We start from the raw sequence: 17,981 nt of genomic DNA, 5'->3' as shown, positions 1-17,981 counted from the left end.
GACGTCAGGAGTGCAGACGCCTCAGGGTGGCGATGTCCGCGGCGTGGCCGACGTGCTTCTCCGTCGGGGTCTCCACCACGACCGGGACGCCGGCGGTGGCCGGGTGCGCCATCAGCTCGGCGAACGCCGGCTCGCCGATGGCGCCCTTGCCGATGTTCTCGTGCCGGTCCCGGGTGGAGCCGCAGAGGTCCTTCGAGTCGTTCGCGTGCACCAGCCGCAGCCGGTCGGCCCCGACCGTCGCCACGAGCGTGTCCAGTGTCGCGGTCATGCCGCCCTCGGCGGCCAGGTCGTGCCCGGCCGCCCACGCGTGGCAGGTGTCGAAGCAGACCCCCAGCCAAGGGTGCCGCTCCACCGCGTCGAGGTAGGGCCCGAGCTGCTCCACCCGGGAGGCGAGCGAGCGACCGCCGCCCGCGCTCGGCTCGACCAGCAGCCGCGGACCGTCCGCTGCCGCCGCCTCGTCGAGCAGCGGCAGCAGCGTCTCGCGTACCTGTCGCATCGCGGTGTCGGCGTACCCCTCGTCGACGGCGCTGCCGGCGTGGAAGACCACGCCCTCGGCGCCGATCGCCCGGCCCCGGCGCAGCGCGTGGGCGAGCGTCTGCGCCGAACGCTCGACCGTGTTCGCGGTGGGGGAGCCGAGGTTGACCAGCAGCGACGCGTGGATGAAGACGGGCACGCCCCGCTCGCCGCAGCCGTCGCGGAACAGCACGTCCTGGGCCGGGTCACCGGCCGGCAGCGCCCAGCCCCGCGAGTTGGACACGTAGACCTGCACGACCTGCGAGCCGGCCGCGTCGACGTACGGCAGGGCGGCCCTCGCCAGGCCGCCGGAGGTGGGCGTGTGCGAGCCGACCAGTCGCTGCGGTGCCGGCATCGCTACATGCATCCGAGGGTGACCGGGGTGGCCGGCGGCACCTGCGTGTTCTCCGGCGGGTTCTGGAAGCGGGTGATGCCGTTCGGGTTGAACTGGATCGCCACCGGGAAGCCCTGGCTCTCCAGCAGCTGCTTGGCCTGCTGACACGGCAGGTCGATGACCCGGGGCACGGCGACCAGCGGCGGACCCTTGCTGAGTTCCAGCTTGACCTTCGCTCCCCGCTCCACCCCGGTGCCGTCCGCCGGGCTCTGCCCGAGGATCTCGTCGCGGGGCTTGTCGGAGTCCTTGTAGGTGGGCGGCTCCACCAGCTGCAGGCCCAGCTGGGCGAGGATCGTCCGGGCCTCGCCCAGGCTCTTGCCGACCAGGTTGGGTACGGAGATCGGGGCCTTGCCCTTGCTCAGGACGACCGTGACCTTGTCGCCCGGTTTCACCTCGGTGCCGGCCTTCGGGTTGGTGTCCAGCACGACGCCCGCGGGCAGGCTGTCGTCGTAGCGGGCGGTGCCCTTGGCCACCACCAGCTTCGCGTCGAGCAGGTCCGCCTCGGCGAGTTCGAACTCCTTGCCCACCACGTCGGGCACCGGGAAGCGCTCCGGACCCAGGGAGAGGGTCAGCGTGACGGTGCCGCCCTTGACGATCCGGGTGGCCGAGACCGGGTCCTGTGCCAGGACGGCGTCCTTCGGCACCTTCTCGTCGTAGCGCGGTTGGGCGTAGCTGAGGACGATCCCGGCGCGGGCGGCCTGCGCCTCGGCGTCGGCCTTGGTCATCGCCACCAGCTGCGGGGCCTGCGTGTAGCGCCCGGCCGCGAACCACCAGCCGCCGCCGGCGACCAGCAGGACCAGCACCACCACGGCGGCGATGGCCGCCCTGCGGCCTCGCGGGTCGCCCATCACGCGGCTGCGCAGCGCGGAGAGCCGCGACCACAGGCTCTCGCGCTCCTCGGGCTCGGCCCGGCGCCGGCCCGCGCGGGGGCCGCCGCCCTCGGGCAGCCGGGCCCAGGCGGGCCGCTCGGCCGGCTTGACCGCCGCGACCATCATGGTCGGCCCGGCCATCGGCTCGTCGGACACCCGGCGCAGCACGGCGGTACGCGTGTTCGCGTCGCCCAGGTCGTCGCGGACCGCCTGCACCTCGGCGAGCAGCGCGCCGGCGTCGGTGGGCCGGGCACCCGGATCGCGGCGGGTGGCCCGGGCGACCAGTTCGTCGAGCGACCTGGGCAGGCCGGGCACCAGCGTCGACGGTGCCGGAACGTCCTTGTCGACGTGCTGCCAGGCGACGTCGACCGGGCGGTCGCCGTCGTAGGGCACCCGACCGGTGAGCATCTCGAACAGCACGATGCCGGCGGAGTAGACGTCGGTGCGGGGGTCGGCGTGCCCGTCGGTCACCAGCTCCGGGGCCACGTACGCGACCGTGGCCATCAACTGGGTGCCGTTGTCGTCGTCGGCGCTCGCCTCCACCGCCTGGGCGAGCCCGAAGTCGGCGACCTTGACCACGCTGTCGACCAGGTTGGCCGCGCCGCCGGTGGGGGCCTCGGCGACCAGCACGTTCTCCGGTTTCACGTCGCGGTGCACCAGCCCCGCCCGGTGGGCGGCGGCGATCGCGGCGAGCATCTGCTCGGCGATGGCCAGCGCCTCGTCGGGATTGAGCCGGCGCCGCTCGGCGAGCACGTCGCGCAGGGTGCGACCGCGGACGTACTCCATCACGAGGTAGGGCAGGCCGGAGTGGGTGCCCTGGTCGTAGACCGCGACGACGTTGGGGTGGGTCAGCCGGGCGATGGTCTTCGCCTCGTCGGTGAACCGCTCCACGAAGCCCGTCGCCCGCGCCCCCGGTTCCGGGGCCTGGGACGGATGAATGATCTTGAGCGCGACGGTGCGCTCGAGGCGCTCGTCGGTGGCGGTGTACACGGTCGCCATGCCGCCACGGGCCACGCGACCGCGGATGCGGTAGCGCCCGTCGATAAGCGAGCCCAGCAACGTGTCGGCGACCTGTGTGTCCATCGGCAGGGAGTCTATGTGTCCAGGGGGCGAAGGTTGAACAGGATGCTACAGATGGGGTGCGACCACGACTGCCCCGCCGCGCTCACCTTCGCCGCCGGCCCTGCTCAGCCGGCTCGTCGGGGTGCCGTTGGCCCCGACCGGGAGGGACGTGGCAGGGTGGTCCGGTGACCGACTCAGTACCCGCCGACCGGGCCGTGCCCCACTCCGATTCCGCCGCCGGCCCCGCCGATCCCGCCGACTGGCTGACCCTGCCGGACGTGGCCGAGCGCCTCGACGTGTCGATCAGCAAGGTCCACCAGATGATCCGGGACCGGGAGCTGCTCGCGGTGCGCCGCGACGGCGTCCGCCGGATGCCTGCCGACCTGGTGGCCAACCAGACCGTGCTCAAGCACCTGCCCGGCGTGCTGAACCTGCTGGCCGACGCGGGCTACGACGACGAGGCCGCGCTGCGCTGGCTCTACGCGCCGGACGACACCCTGCCCGGCGCCGCTCCCGCCAAGGCGCTCGCCGGTGACCAGGCCCGCGAGGTCAAGCGCCGGGCACAGGCCCTGGGCTTCTGAGCCGACTTGCCGCCCTCGCCCGGGCCGGTCAGTCGGCGCGGCGGGTGGCGGCGATGGCGAGGTCGACCAGGGCCTGCCGGGCCTCGGTGTCCAGGTCGACGGCGGCCAGCGCGGCCAGCGCGGTGTCGGTGAGCATCCCGATCCGCTGCTCCGTACGCGCCAGCGCCCCGCTGCCGTCGATCAGCTCGCGCAGCCGGGCGACCCCGGTCTCGTCCAGCCCGGGGTCGCCGAGGCCGCCGAGCAGCAGCTCCCGGCCCGCCCCGTCGGTCGTCTCCAGGGCCGCCGCCACCAGGTAGGTCCGCTTGCCCTCACGCAGGTCGTCACCGGCCGGCTTGCCCGTCTGCGCGGGATCGCCGAACACCCCCAGCACGTCGTCGCGGAGCTGGAAGGCCTCGCCCAACGGCAGCCCGTACGCGGAGTACGCCGTCCGGACCTCCACCGCCGCGTCGGCCAGCGCGGCGCCGAGCAGCAGCGGCCGTTCGACCGTGTACTTCGCCGACTTGTAGCGGGCCACCTTGCCGGCCCGCTCCACGGACGTGTCCCCGGTGACCTGGGTCAGCACGTCGAGGTACTGGCCGACGGTGACCTCGGTGCGCATGGCGTCGAAGACCGGCCGGGCCCGGGCCACCGTGTGCGGGTCCAGCCCGGCGGAGTGCAGCAGCTCGTCGGACCAGACCAGGGACAGGTCGCCCAGCAGGATCGCCGCGGCGTCGCCGAAGCCGTCCGGGTCGCCGCCCCAGCCGGCCGCCCGGTGCCGGGCCGCGAACCGCCGGTGCACGGCCGGCTCGCCGCGCCGGGTGTCGGACCGGTCCATCAGGTCGTCGTGGATCAACGCGCTGGCCTGCACGAACTCCAGCGCGGCCAGGGCGGTGACCACCTGGTCGGTGTCCACCCCGCCGGCTCCCCGGAACCCCCAGTAGGCGAACGCCGGCCGCAGCCGCTTGCCGCCGCCGAGGACGAACACCTCGATCGCTTCGGCGAGCGGTGCCAGGGCGTCGTCGACCCCGGCCATCCAGGCGCGCTGGCTGGCGAGGAACTCGGTCAGGGCCTTGTCGATCCGTTGACGCAGCCCGGCGCGGTCGACGGGGGAAACAGGAGCAGCGTGGGTCACGCCCCGACGCTAGCCGGTCGGGGTGGACCCCGTCGCGCCACCGGGGGCCCGACGCGCCGCACGCCACGTGCGGGCCCGCCGGCCGGCCGGCCCAGGTGGCGGCCCCGACCGGGGCAGGTACGGCGCCGCCGCCGCGGCGAGTGCCCGGTACCGGCGTGCGGCCGGTTCGTCGCCGTGCCCGGCCAGCCGTCGGCGTACCTCGGTCAGTTGACCCAGGGCGCGGGGCGACCCGGCGCGGATCGCGTCGAGCAGCGCCTCGCCGGCCACCGCGCAGGCCCGCTCCACCTCGCCGAGCTGCAGGTAGCCCCTGGCCAGCCAGCCGCCGTAGATCGCGGAGGTGCGGGGGCCGCGCCGCCGGACGGCGTGCAGCGGCGCCTCGGCCGGGAGCGGGCGACCCAGCGCCACCAGCGTGCGCCCGGTCATCGCGGCCAGCTCCGGCCCGTCGAGCCAGTAGAGCCACGGCGGCTCCCGGCCCGGCTCCGGCGCGTCGGTCACCCGGCGGGCCGCGTCGAGCGCCTGTCGGGCCGCCCCGACCCGGCCGCCCAGCGCCGCGGCCAGGGCCACCCGGTGCAGCAGCAGCACCCGCAGGCCGGGGCTGGCCGACGGCAGTGCCCCGGCGTACGCGGTGCGGGCCAGCACCAGGGCGCCCTCCGGGTCACCGACGCCGCTGAGCAGGTGGCTGGCCGAGCCGAGGACGTGCCCGGCGAGCGCCGGGTCGCCCGCCGTCGCGGCGGCGCGCAACGCCAGCCGGTAGGCGTGCAGGGCCGCGGTCGCGTCCCCCGCGTCCGCGGCGAGCCAGCCGGCGAGTTGGGCGGACTCGGCCAGCTCGCGCAGCAGCCGGGGCCGGGCGGTGCGGGCGCACCCGGCCAGTGCCCGCACCGCCCGACCCAGCCGGTACGTCCCGAACCCGACCAGGTCGGCCCCGCCAGCGAGGTCGTCGAGTCGGCGCAGCTCCGCCAACCGCGCCGGCACCGCCCGCCCGCCGGCGGCCACCGGCCCGTCGTCCGGCAGCCCAGATCCGGCCGGGTGACTCCCACCGCCGTCCGGGCCGGCGGGCCGGGTGGGCGCGCCGGGCAGCAGCACGGCGCGCGGGTCGGCCAGCCAGCGCTGGGCCAGGGCGAGCAACGCCGTCCGGGGCCGGGATCCGGCGGAGGCCGGCGGCGCAGCGAGGCTGCGGGTGCGGACCGAGGCGGCGGTCAGCAGGTCTACCGGCACCGCCAGGACGACGGCGAGCCAGCCGAGCCAGAACTCGCCGGGGACGCGGAGCTGCCGCTCCCACCGGGAAACCTCGTGCCGGCTGAGGGTGGGCACCCCGGAGGCGGCGCAGAGCTCGGCGGCGACCCTCAGCTGGCTCCAGCCCCGGGCCAGCCGGAGCTGGGCGAGCAGCGGTCCGAGCAGCTGCGGGCCGGGCGGCGGGGGCGGGGTCATCGGTCCTCCGGAGGGGTGTCGGCGAGGCGGCGCGGACCCGTGGCACGGGACCGGTGCGCCACCGGTGGATGCTGACCCCCGCGCGTGCCCCCGGGTGGGCCGGCCTCCGGCCGGCCCACCCCGCGCTGTCATATGACTACTCCCTGGGTACGACGCTTTCCGGCCCGGCCGACCCGGCGGCCGTACGACCCGGCCGCCAGCGTGGGAAGGTGTCGGTACGAAGGGCCCGGCCGGCTAGAGTCGTGGCGTGGCGCTCGGTCTTCCATCGGTCCTCCCCAATCAGCAGCCGGCGATCGGGGAGCTGATCCGCGACCGTCAGCCGACCTTCTCCTTCGAGTTCTTCCCGCCGAAGACCGCGCAGGGCGAGCAGCTGCTGTGGCAGGCGATCCGCGAGCTGGAGTCGCTGCGCCCGTCGTTCGTCTCGATCACCTACGGCGCGGGCGGGTCGACCCGCGACACCACCGTCGCGGTCACCGAGCGGATCGCCACCGAGACCACCCTGCTGCCGATGGCCCATTTGACCGCGGTCAACCACTCCGTGGCCGAGTTGCGCCACGTCATCGGCCGGCTCGCCGGGGTCGGGGTGCGCAACGTGCTCGCCGTGCGGGGCGACCCGCCGGGCGACCCGGGCGGCGACTGGGTGTGCCACCCCGAGGGCGTGCAGCACGCCGAGGACCTGGTCCGTCTGGTGCGCGACGCCGGCGACTTCAGCGTCGGGGTGGCGGCCTTTCCCTACAAGCACCCGCGTTCACCCGACGTGGCCAGGGACACGGAGCACTTCGTGCGCAAGTGCCGGGCCGGCGCCGACTTCGCGATCACCCAGATGTTCTTCGACGCCGACGACTACCTGCGGCTGCGCGACCGGGTGGCCGCCGCCGGCTGCGACACCCCGATCCTGGCCGGCGTGATGCCGGTGACCCAGATCGGCACCATCGAGCGCTCGGTGCAGCTCTCGGGGGCGCCCTTCCCGCCGGCCCTGGCCGAGCGGTTCGCGAAGGTCGCCGACGACCCGGAGGCGGTGCGCCGGCTCGGCGTCGAACAGGCCAGCGAGATGTGCCGGCGGCTGCTCGACGAGGGCGTGCCCGGGATCCACTTCATCACCCTCAACCGTTCCACCGCCACCCGCGAGGTCTGGCAGAACCTGCAGGTCGGCGCGCGGAGGTGACCCCGCTGCCGCGACACCTGGGCGGCGGTGCGACGGTTGTTCCGTGGTGGGCACACAGCTGAACTGGGACGAATACGCCACGGCCTGGGCACGGTTGCACGGAGGGTTCGACCCCCGGGCGGCGGCCCCGGTCGTCCGCGCCTGGCTGCGGTTCGCCTACCACGTCGGGTTCGTGCTGGGCCGGCTGCGGGTCGGCCCGACCCCGGTCACCGTGGTCGGCGTGCTGCTCTGCGCCTGCGTGCCGCTGTTCGCCGTACGGCCGCAGAACGGTCCCTTCCTCGCGTCGCTGTTCGTGCTGTTCGCCGCCGTGGCGGACAGCGTCGACGGCGCGGTGGCGGTGGCCACGAACCGGACCACCCGGCTCGGCTACGTCTACGACTCGCTGGCCGACCGGCTCGGCGAGGTCGCCTGGCTGGCGGCGTTCTGGCTGGTCGGCGCGCCGGGGGCGCTCGTCGTGACGGCCGGTGCGCTCTCCTGGCTGCACGAGTACGTCCGTTCCCGGGCCGTCTCCGCCGGGATGCGGGAACTCGGCGCGGTGACCGTGGGGGAGCGTCCCACCCGGGTCTCGGTGGCCCTGGTCGGGCTGCTGCTGGCCGGGCTGACCGGGCTGATCGAGCCGGACCTGGCCGCCGGCACGATCACCATGGCGACCGCCGTCTGGGTGCTGCTGGCCGGGTTCGGCCTCGGCCAGCTGCTCTCCGCCGTCCGGCGGGCCCTGATCGACGCCGGCTGACCGCACCGGACCGCACCGGACCGTCCCGGGTGGCGCTCGGCGTCGAGGCGGCGGGCGGCTACCAGGCGGGGCCGATGTCGTCGGCGACGATCTGGGCGGAGAGCGTCACCATCGGCAGGCCGCCGCCCGGGTGGCTGGAGCCGCCGACCAGCCACAGCCCGTGCGCCGGTCCCCGGTTGGCCGGGCGCAGCAGGCCGCCGGCGGTGCCGTAGATCGACCCGCCGGGCGCGCCGGTCGCGTCGTCCAGGTCGGCGGGGGTGCGGACCTCCCGGAACACCAGCCGGTCCCGCACGTCGACGCCGCGCTCGGCCAGCACGTCGAGGACCCGCTCGGCGTACGCCTCGGCGAGCCCGGGCCGGCGCCAGTCGACGGCCCCGGTGGCGGCGCCGTGCCGGGGGGCGTTGACCAGCACGAACCACGCCTCGTGGCCGGCCGGCCGGACCACCGGGTCGTCGGCCACGGTGACGAAGACGGTGGGGTCGGCCGCCGGTCGGGCCCGAACCCCGCGCCCGGGGTGGCCGAAGACGGCGTCGAACTCGGCGTCGTAGTCGCGGGGGAAGAACACGTTGTGGTGGGCCAGCCCCGACTCCCCGGCGACGCCGAGCAGCAGCACGAACCCGGCCAGGCTGCGGTCGGTCAGCCCGGTCAGCCGGCGCGGGTTGGGCAGCAGGTCCCGGTAGAGGGTCAGCGCGTCGACGTTGGCCACCACCACGTCGGCGGGGACGGGCGCGGTGACGCCGCGCAGGCGTACGCCGTGCACCCGGCCGCCCGCGGCGTCGATCCGGGTGACCGTGGCGCCGGTCCGCACGACCACGCCGAGGTCCAGGCAGCGGGTCAGCAGCGCGTCGGCGAGCGTGCCCAACCCGCCGCGCAGGTACCAGCCGCCGAAGGTCAGCTCGGCGTAGGGCACGGCGACCAGGGCGGCCGGCGCCCGGCGCGGGTCGGCGCCCGTGTAGGTGGCGTACCGGTCCAGCAGCATCCGCAGCCGGGGGTCGGACAGGTGCCGCCGGCCCAGCCCACGTAGCGTCCGGCCCGGGCCGATGGCGGCCAGGTCGCCCAGCCGCCAGGCCAGCGCCGCCAGGTCCAGCGGGGAGTCGATCGGGCGGCGCAGGATGTCCCGGTGCGACGCCTGCCACACCCGTGCCGCCCGGCGCCACAGCCGCTGCCAGTCCGCGGCGGCCCGGTCGCCGAAGGCCGCGCCGACGCGGGCGGCGAACTCGGCCGGGTCGGCGCAGGAGTCGAGGACCGGGGCGCCGCCGGGGAAGACGTGCCGCACGATCGGGTCCACCGGCGTCAGGTCCAGGTACTCGTCGAGCTTCGCGCCGGTCGCCTCGAACAGGTCGTGGAAGACGTCGGGCAGGGTGAGCAGGCTCGGTCCGGTGTCGAAGTGGAACGGGCCCGCCGGGGTGTCGTGGACGTACCGGCCGAGCTTGCCGCCGACGGTGTCCGCGCGTTCGAGCACGGTGACCTGGTGCCCGGTGGCGGCCAGCCGGGCGGCGGTGGCCAGGCCTCCCACCCCGGCGCCGACGACCACGATCCGCGCCATGCCGCGCCTCCTAGATGACGGGGCGACCGCGCCAGGACAGGCGACGCCGCTTCCGCAGATGGTACGACCGCAGGGTCAGCCAACCGAGGACCACGACCGACACGGGGTGTACCAGCGCGTCGGGCCACCACCGGCCGCCGGTCGCCCGGGCGCTGACCGCCCGACCGGTGACCCCGAGCAGGTAGGCGGCGAGCGCCGCGGCGGCCACCGCCGGCGCGCCGACGGCCAGGGCGACCCCCGCCAGCAGCGGCGGAGCGGTGTACAGCAGGAGCAGCAGGGTCACCACGACGGCCGCCGCCCCCGGGTTGCCGAAGGTCGCCCAGAGTGACTTCGAGTAGCCGTCGCGCAGCTGCGGCCAGTTCTCGTACATCCGGCAGGAGGCCAGCCGCGAGCCGTCGGCGAGGGCGATCCGGCCGCCGGCCCGCTTGACCGCGCGGGCCAGCTCGACGTCCTCCAGGATCTTCTCCGCCACCACGGCGTGCCCACCGGCGGCCTCGTAGCCGGCCCGGTCCACCACCAGGAACTGCCCGCCGGCGGCGGCCAGCGACGGCCGCGGCGACCGCTCCATCGCCCGCAGCGGCAGGAAGGTCAGCCAGAGCCACTGCAACAACGGCTGGACCAGCCGGTCGGCCACCGTCGCCACCAGGATCCGGGGGTACGGCGACAGCAGCGTCACCCGCGCGGCGCGCAACTCGGTGACGGCCGCCGCGACCGCGTCCGGGGCGAGCACCACGTCGGCGTCGACGAAGACCAGCGCGGTCGCCTCGGGGTCGACCCGGGTGGCCAGCTGCCAGCAGGCGTGCGGCTTGCCCAGCCAGCCCGGCGGCGGGGCGACCCCGTCGAGCAGGGTGACCCGCGGGTCGTCGCCGGCCACCGCGCGGACCACGTCCGCGGTGCCGTCGGTCGACCCGTCGTCGAGCACCACCACGCGTAGCCGCGCCACGCCCCGCTGGGCGAGCAGCGCGCGCAGGCACGGGGTGACCCGCGCGGCCTCGTCGCGCAGCGGCAGCAGCACCGCCACGGCCTCGGTGACCGGCGCCGGCCGCTCGGCCGGGCGGCGCAGCCAGCGGCCGGCGTTGACCAGGGTGTGCGCGGTCAGCGCGGCCACGGCGAGCAGCAGCGCCAGGACGGCGGTCATGCCGACGCGTCGACGCCGGGGCGCTGCGGCGGACGCGACGGGTGCCGGTCGTCGTCGCGGCGGGCGCGGACCAGCGTGACCGCCAGCGGCACGGCGGCCACCGACATGCCGGCCGCGCCCCAGAGCGCCGAGGCGGGCAGGTCAAGGAAGACCGCGTGGGCCAGCACGCTGGAGAAGTACGTCCACAGCCAGAGCGCGAACATCGGGTCGTCGCGCCCGTCGGTGGTGGCCACGGCGGGCCCGGCCAACGGGCGTAGCGCGCTCATCATCAGCACGGCGAAGAGCAGCCAGCCCAGGTAGTTGCTCACCGGGATGCCGGGCAGGCCGGGCAGCGCGGGGCTGGCGTCCCGCCAGGCCCAGTAGCCCTCGGCCACCATCTGCGGGTCGAGGAAGAGGTCCCAGGCGGCCAGCCCGACGGCGGCCAGCGCGATCCGCCGGACGGGGAACCACCCGCCCCGGCGCCCCGGCCGGTCCCCGGTGTCGCCGCCGGTCAACCGGGTGGCGGCCAGCCACGCCGGCCAGGCCATCCAGGTCCAGGCCAGCGGGATGATCAGCGGCACCCCGGCCAGCTTCGGCCCCAGCTCGCCGGAGTAGTCGTAACTGCCGAACGGGAAGCCGGTGGCCACGCCGAGCGCCTCGATGGCGAACCCGCCGACAGTGGCCACCGCGACCAACGCCGCCGCCGTACGCGGGCCCCGGCTGAGCAGCGCGTGGCCGACCGAGAGCAGGTAACCGAGCACGACGGTGGCGACGGTCAGCCGGGCCCGGGTCTGCCCGGTGGTCAGCGGGTAGCAGATCTGCGCCAGCACCAGCACGGCCAGCAGCGCCCAGGACAGCCGTCGGGTCACGGGGCGCCCCGGGCGGGCGCGGGGGCCGCCGGGGGCTCCAGCGGCAGGTCCCGGCCGAGCACGCCGAACGGGCGCTCGTCGCCGGGGAAGTGGAAGTCGCGCAGGACGTCGACGAAGCCGAACCGGCGGTACAGCCGCCAGGCGCGGGACCGCGTCTCGTCGGCCTCGGGGGTGGAGAGCAGGGTGGTCGTCCCCTCCGCCAGGCTGAGCAGGGCCCGCAGCTGCCGCGCGCCCAGACCGTGCCCCTGCGCGGGCGGACGGACGTGCAACTCGACCACCTCGAAGCAGTGGGTCAGCCAGCGCTGCCGGGCCGGGGTGTCCAGCGCCCGCCAGACCTGGTCGTGCCACCACTGCCCCGAGCCGCCCAGGTAGCCGTAGCCGAAGCCGGCCAGGTGGCCCTCGCTGGTCAGGCTGGCGACGGCGCGGAAGCCGGGTCGGCGTACGTGGGTGGCGATGTAGCCGCGCCGGGAGTCCAGCAGCTCAGGGCGGTAACCCATCGCCTCGCCGTAGACGGCCACCACGTCGTCCAGCCGTCGGACGAGATCGTCCGGCGTCCACCGCACCAACCTCATGCCCGTGCACCCTCCGCCGTTCCCGGATCGCCGTCCGCGACCCACCCCAGCACCGCTCGTTCGCCCACCACGTCGCGCACCTCGAACCGCGCGAAGAGTTCCTCCGCGTACCACCCCTCGGTGGGGGTCCGCATGATCGCCGCCCGATGCTCCGGGTGACGGTACGCGAACGCCACGAGGTCTGCCGGGTCGCGCCACACGCTCACCGTGCCCTGCCAACCCAGCGGGGCCTCGCCGACGCCGAAGCGGGCCAGCAGGCCGGGTGCGGCGTGCAGCGCGGCGGCCACCGGGGGGATCGCCCGCCAGAAGGTGGCCGCGCGCCGCGGCCGCAGCCGGGCCCGGGTCAGCGCCAGCACCGGGCCGGTGACCCGGCCGCCGGGCGGCTCCCCGAACGGCCGGCGGCCCGACCACTCGCCCCGGCTGCTCAGCGGGCGCAGGTCGACCCGGACGGACGCGCGGGCGATCCGCGCCCAGGCGCGCCCCACCGACGAGGCGTCGAAGCCGGCCGCGGCGGCGGGGGAGTCCCACACGATCAGCGCCGCCCACCGGGTGAGGTCGGCGTCGCCCGGCCCGAAGCCGGTGCCGGTCCCGGTGCCGAGCAGCTTGCCGAACCGCACGCCGGGCAGCGCGCGCAACCGCCGGGGGTCGAGCGCCATCCGGGTCAGCGCCCGGGGCAGCGCGGCGCGCGAGGTGCGCCACACGTGCAGCGTGACCAGTTCCGGGACGTCGGGCCCGCTCACACCACCACCGCCTCGCCGCGCTCGACGGCGGCGCGAGGCGCCTCGCTGCTGTGCCGCATGGTCGGCTCGCTCCGCTCGCTCACGCCACTGCGGTCGGCAGGCCGCCGGTGGCCCGCAGCAGCTCCGGGTAGGTGGTGGGGAAGACCGCCCGTGGCACGCCGCCGGCCGCCCAGATCTCGTCGTACGACCCCAGGGCGGTGTCGACCAGGGTGCGCAGCGGACGCGGGTGGCCGAGCGGAGCGACCCCGCCGATCACCTGCCCGGTGTGCGTGCGGACGAACTCCGGGGTGGCCCGGCGCAGCCGGCCGACCCCGACGGAGGCGGCCAGGCCGGCGGTGTCCACCCGGTGCGCCCCGGACGTGAGCACCAGCAGCGGCGCGCCGTCGGCCTCGAAGACGAGCGAGTTGGCGATCTGGCCCACCCCTACGCCGAGCGACCCGGCGGCGGCCGCGGCGGTGTGGACCGCGTCGGGCAGCAGGCGGACGAGGCTCGGCGCGCCGGACGCGTCCCGGACGCCCGCGGCGTCGAGCGCTTCCTGCACCGCCCGCACGTTCGGGTGTGGCTGCATGCCGGCCATTCTTCCCGGTGCCCCGGTCGGTGGTTCAGCCGGCCGTGCCGCGCGCCGACCGGGCGGGGCGCGGTGACGTCCGGCCGACCGGTGGCGGGAGCGCGACGCCGTCCGGCCCGTCCGGCCCGTCCGGCCCGTCCGGCCCGTCCGGCCCGTCCGGTGCGGGCGGCTCGGACGGTGCGGGCGGCCCGTCCGGCGCTGGCGGTGCGGGCGGTGCGGTGGTCGGGGCCGGGGCGACCCGGGCCGTCTCGGCCAGCGCGACGCCGGCCAGCACCAGGAGACCGCCGGTGAGCTGGGCGGTGTTGAGCGCCTCACCGGGGCCGATCACGACCCAGGCGACCGCCGAGGCGAGCACCGGCTCGGCCATGCCGATGATCCCCACGCTGGTCGCGGGCAGGTGCCGCATCGCCCCGGCCACCAGCAGGTACGGCGCGATCGAGCCGAGCACCACCGCGTACCCGCAGAGCAGCGCCACGGGCACGCCCCCGTCGGTGTCGGCGGCCAGCGGTTCCCAGCCGCCGGTGCCCACGGTGACCGCGCGGGTGAGCAGGCCCGCCACGGCGGAGGCGCCGAACGCCCAGGTGCACAGCGACAACGTGTCCCGACGCGCCGCGCCGTGGGCGCCGAGCACGTAGTAGACGGCGAGGAACACCGCGGCGCCGAGTCCGGCGAGCACCCCGAGACCGTCCAGCTTCAGCTCGCCCCACACCTCGGCCACGCAGCCGAGGCCCACCAGGCTCAGCGCCAGGCCGGCCCAGAGCCGCGGACGCACCCGGTGGCGCTGACCGAAGCGGGCCCAGAGGGCGACCAGCAGCGGGGCGGTGTACTCGAACAGCAGCCCGATCCCGACCGGCAGCCGGGAGATGGCGACGAAGTAGAGCATCGGTACGGCGAAGAACCCGGCCAGCCCGTACCCGATCAGCAGCGGCAGCTGGCCGGGGGTGACCCGGAGCCGGCGGACGCCCGGGCGCAGCAGCACGCTCAGCAACAGCAGCCCGGTGACGGCGCCGACGGCGCGCAGCAGGGTGAGCTGCGGGGCGTCCAGGCCGGCGCGCAGCACCAGCTTGGAGACGGTGCCGTTGACGGCGAAGAGCCCGGCCGAGGTGAGCACCATGGCGACCCCGAGGGCGGGGCGGGGGGTTGTCACGGGGCGGAGGCTACCGCCGCGGTCCCTCGCCGGCGCTGACCGCCGCGGCGCGTGGCGTGCGCCCGCAGCCGGCACCTGCCGGGACGTCGTCCGAGGTCCGCGCGTCACACGTTGCATTTTCGTCGGAGGGGGGGTGTACTGTCAGCAGCAGTTAGAACGAGTGTTCGATTGCCTCGAACGCCCGTTCCAACAGCCCGGGGCGGTGTTTCGCGGCGCGGCCCCGGGCGGTGCGGCTCCGCGGGCCGCACCTGGGTCCCGGGCAGTCGCGAGTCCGGACCCGTCAGGCAGGAGCGTCGCCCGCCCCCCCCGCCCCCGGGGCGGCGGGCAACGAACCCGCCGGTAACGCCGGCCGGGTGTGGTGTGGGGAAGCGTCCACACCCGGCCGGCCACCCAATCGGTGCGTCTTCCTCCGCACCACTCGACCCGGCGTCCCGCCGGCGGCCCAGCGCCGTCTCCCGGGGCGGCGCCTCGGCCCCGTGGAGGAGACAGTCCCATGCCGACCAACCCGGCTCAGGCACCGACGGTGCCGGCGCACGTGCTGCCGCACCGCACCCCCGCACAGCTCCTCGCGGTGGCCCGGCGCGGGCTGGCCGAGGCTGCCCAGACCCGCCCCGACGGCCTCCGTTACGCGGCCGCCCACCTGGCCGCGCTCCGGGCCGCCGCGGCCGTGCTCGCCGCCCGGGCGCGTCCCGCCCCCGCCCGGCGCCACCGGGTCACCAGCGTCTGGATCCTGCTCTCCGGCGTCGCCCCCGAGCTCGACGAGTGGGCCCGGTTCTTCGCCCTCGGCGCCGGCAAGCGGGCCGCCGCCGAGGCCGGCATCCCCCGGGTCGTGACCGCCCGGGAGGCCGACGACCTGCTGCGCTCCGCCGAGCAGTTCGTCACGGTCGTGGAGGCCGCGCTCGGCGTGGCCCACCAACCGGCGCTCGACGGCCTCGCGGCCTGACCCGAGTCGCCCGGCCGCCCGGCCGTGACCGCAGCCCGGGGCGCCACGCGCACGTCTGATCCGACAGCACGACGGGGGGTAGGTCCGATGGCGGGCCGGATGATGGTCGGTTCCGCCGCGCTGGCCGGGCTGGTGCGCCCGGCGAGCGCCCCAGACCCGGCGGCCGGTCACCGGGTGTTGCCGGTTGCCCCGGAACTGACCGGGCTGCTGCCGAACCGGGGCTTGCGGCGGGGCAGCACGATTGCGGTCGCCACCGGTCAGCCCCGGCGCAGCGGCGGCACCTCGCTGGTCCTGGCGCTGCTCGCCGAGGCGTCCCGGGCCGGCTCGTGGTGCGCCGTGGTCGGCGTCCCGACGTTCGGGGCGGGCGCCGCCGCCGAGTTGGGCATCGCCCTGGACCGGCTCGCCCTGGTGCCCCACCCGGGCCCGGAGTGGGCCACCGTCATCGCCGCGCTGATCGACGGGGTGGACGTCGTGGTGACCGCCGTGCCGGCGGCGGTCACCGCCTCGGTGGCCAACCGGCTGGCCGCCCGGGCCCGGCAGCGCGGCAGCGTCCTCGTCCCGTACGGGCGGTGGGACGGCGCGGACGTGACCCTCCAGGTGGTCCGGGGCGCCTGGGAGGGGCTCGGGCAGGGGCGAGGTCGGCTGCGCCGCCGCGAGGTCACCGTCTCCGCGCGGGGCCGCGGGGCCGCCGCCCGCCCCAAGGAGATCAAGGTCTGGCTGCCCGGGGACGGGCTCACCCGGGTCATTCCCCGCTCCGCTCCCGCCGTCGCGGCCTCCGCCACCGGCCGGTCGACAGCGGGCCGGCTCCGCCCGGTCGTCCCGGCCGCCGCCTCCGCGCCCATCGACCCGTCCCGTCGTGCCGCACTCGCCCTGGTCGCGCCGACGTGACCGCCGCCTCCACCCCGGTCGGTCCCGCGTGAGCGCCGCGCCCGCGCGCACCCTGCTGCTCTGGTGCCCGGACTGGCCGGTGCTCGCCGCGGAGATCGTCGACGGGGTGCCGGCCACCGACCCGGTCGCCGTGCTGCACGCCAACCGGGTGGTCGCCTGCTCCGAGCGGGCCCGCGCCGAGGGGGTGCGCCGGGGGCTGCGCAAACGGGAGGCCCAGGGCCGCTGCCCGCAGCTCACCGCCGTCGAGTACGACCCGGGGCGGGACGCCCGGGCGTTCGAGCCGGTGGTCGCCGCCGTCGAGGAACTGGTCGCCGCCGTCGAGGTGGTACGCCCCGGCGCGTGCGCGGTGGCCGCGAGGGGGCCGAGCCGCTACCTCGGGGGCGAGGAGGCGGCCGCCGAGCGGATCGTCGAGCACGTCGCCCAGGCCTGCGCGGTGGAGAGCCAGGTCGGCATCGCCGACGGGGTATTCGCCGCCGGGCTGGCCGCCCGCGACGGACGGGTCGTGCCGCCCGGCGGGACACCGGGGTTCCTCGCCGACCTGCCGGTCGAGGCGCTCGGCCGCCCGGCCCTGGCCGACCTGCTGCGCCGACTCGGCGTACGCACCCTGGGTGACTTCGCCGCGCTGCCCGCCGGCGACGTGCTGGCCCGGTTCGGCTTCGACGGCGCGCTGGCCCACCGACTGGCGGCCGGGCGGGACCACCGTCCGCTCGCGGTGCGGCAACCCCCCGCCGACCTCGCGGTCACCGCAGACCACGACGAGCCGCTCGACCGGGTCGACGCGGCGGCCTTCGCCGCCCGGGCGCTGGCCGAACGGCTGCACGACCGGCTCGCCGCGCACGGGCTGGCCTGCACCCGTCTCGGCATCGAGGCGGTCACCGCGCACGGCCAGGAACTGCACCGGGTCTGGCGGCACGACGGGCTGCTCACCACCGCGGCCATCGCCGACCGGGTGCGCTGGCAGCTCGACGGCTGGCTGTCCGGCAGCACGGGCCGGGCCGGCACCCGCCCGACCCGCCCGACGGCGGGCATCATCCGGCTGCGGCTGGTCCCGGACGGGGTGGTGGCGCAGGCCGGCCTGCAACCCGGCCTGTGGGGGGAGACCGGCGAGGATCGGGAGCGCGCGCACCGGGCGTTGAGCCGGGTGCAGGGCATCCTCGGTCCCGAGGCGGTGGTCACCGCGGTGCTTGGCGGGGGGCGGTCCCCCGCCGACCAGGTGCGCCTGGTGCCGTGGGGCGACGAACGCCTTCCGGCCCGGCCCGTCCCGCCGCCGTGGCCGGGCCGACTGCCGCCGCCCGCACCGGCCGTGGTGCTGCCCGACCCGCTCGCGGCGGTCGTGCACGACGCCGCCGGCGAGCCGGTCGAGGTCAGCGCGCGACTCCAGGTCAGCGCCGAGCCGGCCCGGCTGACAGTGGGCGCCGCCCGGCCGGTCGAGATCGTCGGCTGGGCCGGTCCGTGGCCGGTCGACGAGCGCTGGTGGGCGCCGGCCGAGGCCCGCCGCCGGGCCCGTTTCCAGGTCTGCCTGGCCGATGGCACGGCCCTGCTGCTCGCCGTCGAGGCGGGGCGGTGGCTGGTGGAGGCGATCTATGACTGAGCGCCCACCCACGCTCACCGGTCGACACCCGCCCCGCCGACCCGCTCGCCCCGATGCCCTGCCGGCGCGTCGGTCCGGCCGGTCGGGTGCCCTGCCTGGGGGCCGCGCAGGGTGGGGTGAAGCTGTGCCGGCGTGCCGGTCTGA

The 17,981-nt window shown here is 76.8% G+C and carries 17 protein-coding genes; 6 read left to right on the top strand and 11 right to left on the bottom strand.

The window, feature by feature from the left end:
* Nucleotides 1–4 precede the first annotated feature (4 nt).
* Nucleotides 5–868 (bottom strand): deoxyribonuclease IV, encoded by an 864-nt coding sequence (locus V6U77_RS09530; RefSeq protein ID WP_334605883.1) that lies wholly within the window; start codon nucleotides 866–868, stop codon nucleotides 5–7.
* 2 nt (nucleotides 869–870) lie between these two features.
* Nucleotides 871–2,859, bottom strand: coding sequence for a Stk1 family PASTA domain-containing Ser/Thr kinase (gene pknB / locus V6U77_RS09525; RefSeq protein WP_334605882.1), 1,989 nt, complete (start codon nucleotides 2,857–2,859; stop codon nucleotides 871–873).
* A gap of 164 nt (nucleotides 2,860–3,023) precedes the next feature.
* Here pknB and V6U77_RS09520 point away from each other — a divergent pair, with 164 nt between their 5' ends.
* The gene (locus tag V6U77_RS09520; protein ID WP_442934405.1) at nucleotides 3,024–3,419 is read left to right on the top strand and encodes an Rv2175c family DNA-binding protein; all 396 of its coding nucleotides are present in this window, start codon (nucleotides 3,024–3,026) and stop codon (nucleotides 3,417–3,419) included.
* 28 nt (nucleotides 3,420–3,447) lie between these two features.
* Here the strand turns inward: V6U77_RS09520 and V6U77_RS09515 are convergent, their stop codons facing one another.
* Nucleotides 3,448–4,530, bottom strand: coding sequence for a polyprenyl synthetase family protein (locus tag V6U77_RS09515; protein ID WP_334605881.1), 1,083 nt, complete (start codon nucleotides 4,528–4,530; stop codon nucleotides 3,448–3,450).
* 9 nt (nucleotides 4,531–4,539) lie between these two features.
* Nucleotides 4,540–5,958, bottom strand: coding sequence for a transcriptional regulator (locus V6U77_RS09510; RefSeq protein ID WP_334605880.1), 1,419 nt, complete (start codon nucleotides 5,956–5,958; stop codon nucleotides 4,540–4,542).
* A gap of 247 nt (nucleotides 5,959–6,205) precedes the next feature.
* Between V6U77_RS09510 and metF the strand changes: the two genes are divergently transcribed.
* The gene (gene metF, locus V6U77_RS09505) at nucleotides 6,206–7,123 is read left to right on the top strand and encodes a methylenetetrahydrofolate reductase [NAD(P)H] (protein ID WP_334605879.1); all 918 of its coding nucleotides are present in this window, start codon (nucleotides 6,206–6,208) and stop codon (nucleotides 7,121–7,123) included.
* Nucleotides 7,124–7,166: 43 nt separating this feature from the next.
* Complete coding sequence (locus V6U77_RS09500) at nucleotides 7,167–7,856, top strand: CDP-alcohol phosphatidyltransferase family protein (RefSeq protein WP_334605878.1); 690 nt, start codon at nucleotides 7,167–7,169, stop codon at nucleotides 7,854–7,856.
* 58 nt (nucleotides 7,857–7,914) lie between these two features.
* On the opposite strand, the gene V6U77_RS09495 is transcribed toward V6U77_RS09500, so the two are convergent.
* From V6U77_RS09495 to V6U77_RS09465, 7 genes are all read right to left on the bottom strand, one after another.
* The gene (locus V6U77_RS09495) at nucleotides 7,915–9,402 is read right to left on the bottom strand and encodes a phytoene desaturase family protein (protein WP_334605877.1); all 1,488 of its coding nucleotides are present in this window, start codon (nucleotides 9,400–9,402) and stop codon (nucleotides 7,915–7,917) included.
* Nucleotides 9,403–9,412: 10 nt separating this feature from the next.
* Nucleotides 9,413–10,540 (bottom strand): glycosyltransferase, encoded by a 1,128-nt coding sequence (locus tag V6U77_RS09490; RefSeq protein WP_334605876.1) that lies wholly within the window; start codon nucleotides 10,538–10,540, stop codon nucleotides 9,413–9,415.
* Nucleotides 10,537–11,388 carry a carotenoid biosynthesis protein gene (locus V6U77_RS09485; RefSeq protein WP_334605875.1) on the bottom strand — a complete coding sequence of 284 codons (852 nt, stop codon included), beginning with the start codon at nucleotides 11,386–11,388 and terminating at the stop codon, nucleotides 10,537–10,539. The genes V6U77_RS09490 and V6U77_RS09485 overlap by 4 nt, the downstream gene beginning before the upstream one ends.
* On the bottom strand, nucleotides 11,385–11,960 hold the full coding sequence (locus V6U77_RS09480) for a GNAT family N-acetyltransferase (protein WP_334605874.1): 576 nt from the start codon (nucleotides 11,958–11,960) through the stop codon (nucleotides 11,385–11,387). The genes V6U77_RS09485 and V6U77_RS09480 overlap by 4 nt, the downstream gene beginning before the upstream one ends.
* Complete coding sequence (locus tag V6U77_RS09475) at nucleotides 11,957–12,700, bottom strand: monooxygenase (RefSeq protein ID WP_334605873.1); 744 nt, start codon at nucleotides 12,698–12,700, stop codon at nucleotides 11,957–11,959. The genes V6U77_RS09480 and V6U77_RS09475 overlap by 4 nt, the downstream gene beginning before the upstream one ends.
* Before the next feature lie 79 nt (nucleotides 12,701–12,779).
* Nucleotides 12,780–13,268: a YbaK/EbsC family protein gene (locus tag V6U77_RS09470; protein WP_334605872.1), complete on the bottom strand. Its 489-nt coding sequence runs from the start codon at nucleotides 13,266–13,268 to the stop codon at nucleotides 12,780–12,782.
* Nucleotides 13,269–13,302: 34 nt separating this feature from the next.
* Nucleotides 13,303–14,415, bottom strand: coding sequence for an EamA family transporter (locus V6U77_RS09465; RefSeq protein WP_334605871.1), 1,113 nt, complete (start codon nucleotides 14,413–14,415; stop codon nucleotides 13,303–13,305).
* A 493-nt stretch (nucleotides 14,416–14,908) separates the two neighbouring features.
* Here V6U77_RS09465 and V6U77_RS09460 point away from each other — a divergent pair, with 493 nt between their 5' ends.
* From V6U77_RS09460 to V6U77_RS09450, 3 genes are all read left to right on the top strand, one after another.
* Complete coding sequence (locus V6U77_RS09460) at nucleotides 14,909–15,358, top strand: SAV_6107 family HEPN domain-containing protein (RefSeq protein ID WP_334605870.1); 450 nt, start codon at nucleotides 14,909–14,911, stop codon at nucleotides 15,356–15,358.
* Nucleotides 15,359–15,445: 87 nt separating this feature from the next.
* Nucleotides 15,446–16,246, top strand: a complete 801-nt coding sequence (locus tag V6U77_RS09455; RefSeq protein WP_334605869.1) for a hypothetical protein — start codon at nucleotides 15,446–15,448, stop codon at nucleotides 16,244–16,246.
* Between the two features lie 28 nt (nucleotides 16,247–16,274).
* The gene (locus tag V6U77_RS09450; RefSeq protein WP_334605868.1) at nucleotides 16,275–17,837 is read left to right on the top strand and encodes a DNA polymerase Y family protein; all 1,563 of its coding nucleotides are present in this window, start codon (nucleotides 16,275–16,277) and stop codon (nucleotides 17,835–17,837) included.
* Nucleotides 17,838–17,981: the final 144 nt, after the last annotated feature.

It is taken from the genome of Micromonospora sp. CPCC 205546 (assembly GCF_036902715.1).
Classification (GTDB): domain Bacteria; phylum Actinomycetota; class Actinomycetes; order Mycobacteriales; family Micromonosporaceae; genus Micromonospora.
This window is presented reverse-complemented; position numbering and strand designations above follow the sequence as displayed.

What these genes read in the sequence shown, in the direction of transcription:
- pknB (WP_334605882.1), bottom strand. Translation starts at nt 2,859, where the DNA reads ATGGACACACAGGTCGCCGACACGTTGCTGGGCTCGCTTATCGACGGG.
- V6U77_RS09495 (WP_334605877.1), bottom strand. Translation starts at nt 9,402, where the DNA reads ATGGCGCGGATCGTGGTCGTCGGCGCCGGGGTGGGAGGCCTGGCCACC.
- V6U77_RS09460 (WP_334605870.1), top strand. Translation starts at nt 14,909, where the DNA reads ATGCCGACCAACCCGGCTCAGGCACCGACGGTGCCGGCGCACGTGCTG.
- V6U77_RS09510 (WP_334605880.1), bottom strand. Translation starts at nt 5,958, where the DNA reads ATGACCCCGCCCCCGCCGCCCGGCCCGCAGCTGCTCGGACCGCTGCTC.
- V6U77_RS09530 (WP_334605883.1), bottom strand. Translation starts at nt 868, where the DNA reads ATGCCGGCACCGCAGCGACTGGTCGGCTCGCACACGCCCACCTCCGGC.
- V6U77_RS09480 (WP_334605874.1), bottom strand. Translation starts at nt 11,960, where the DNA reads ATGAGGTTGGTGCGGTGGACGCCGGACGATCTCGTCCGACGGCTGGAC.
- V6U77_RS09455 (WP_334605869.1), top strand. Translation starts at nt 15,446, where the DNA reads ATGGCGGGCCGGATGATGGTCGGTTCCGCCGCGCTGGCCGGGCTGGTG.
- V6U77_RS09490 (WP_334605876.1), bottom strand. Translation starts at nt 10,540, where the DNA reads ATGACCGCCGTCCTGGCGCTGCTGCTCGCCGTGGCCGCGCTGACCGCG.
- V6U77_RS09470 (WP_334605872.1), bottom strand. Translation starts at nt 13,268, where the DNA reads ATGCAGCCACACCCGAACGTGCGGGCGGTGCAGGAAGCGCTCGACGCC.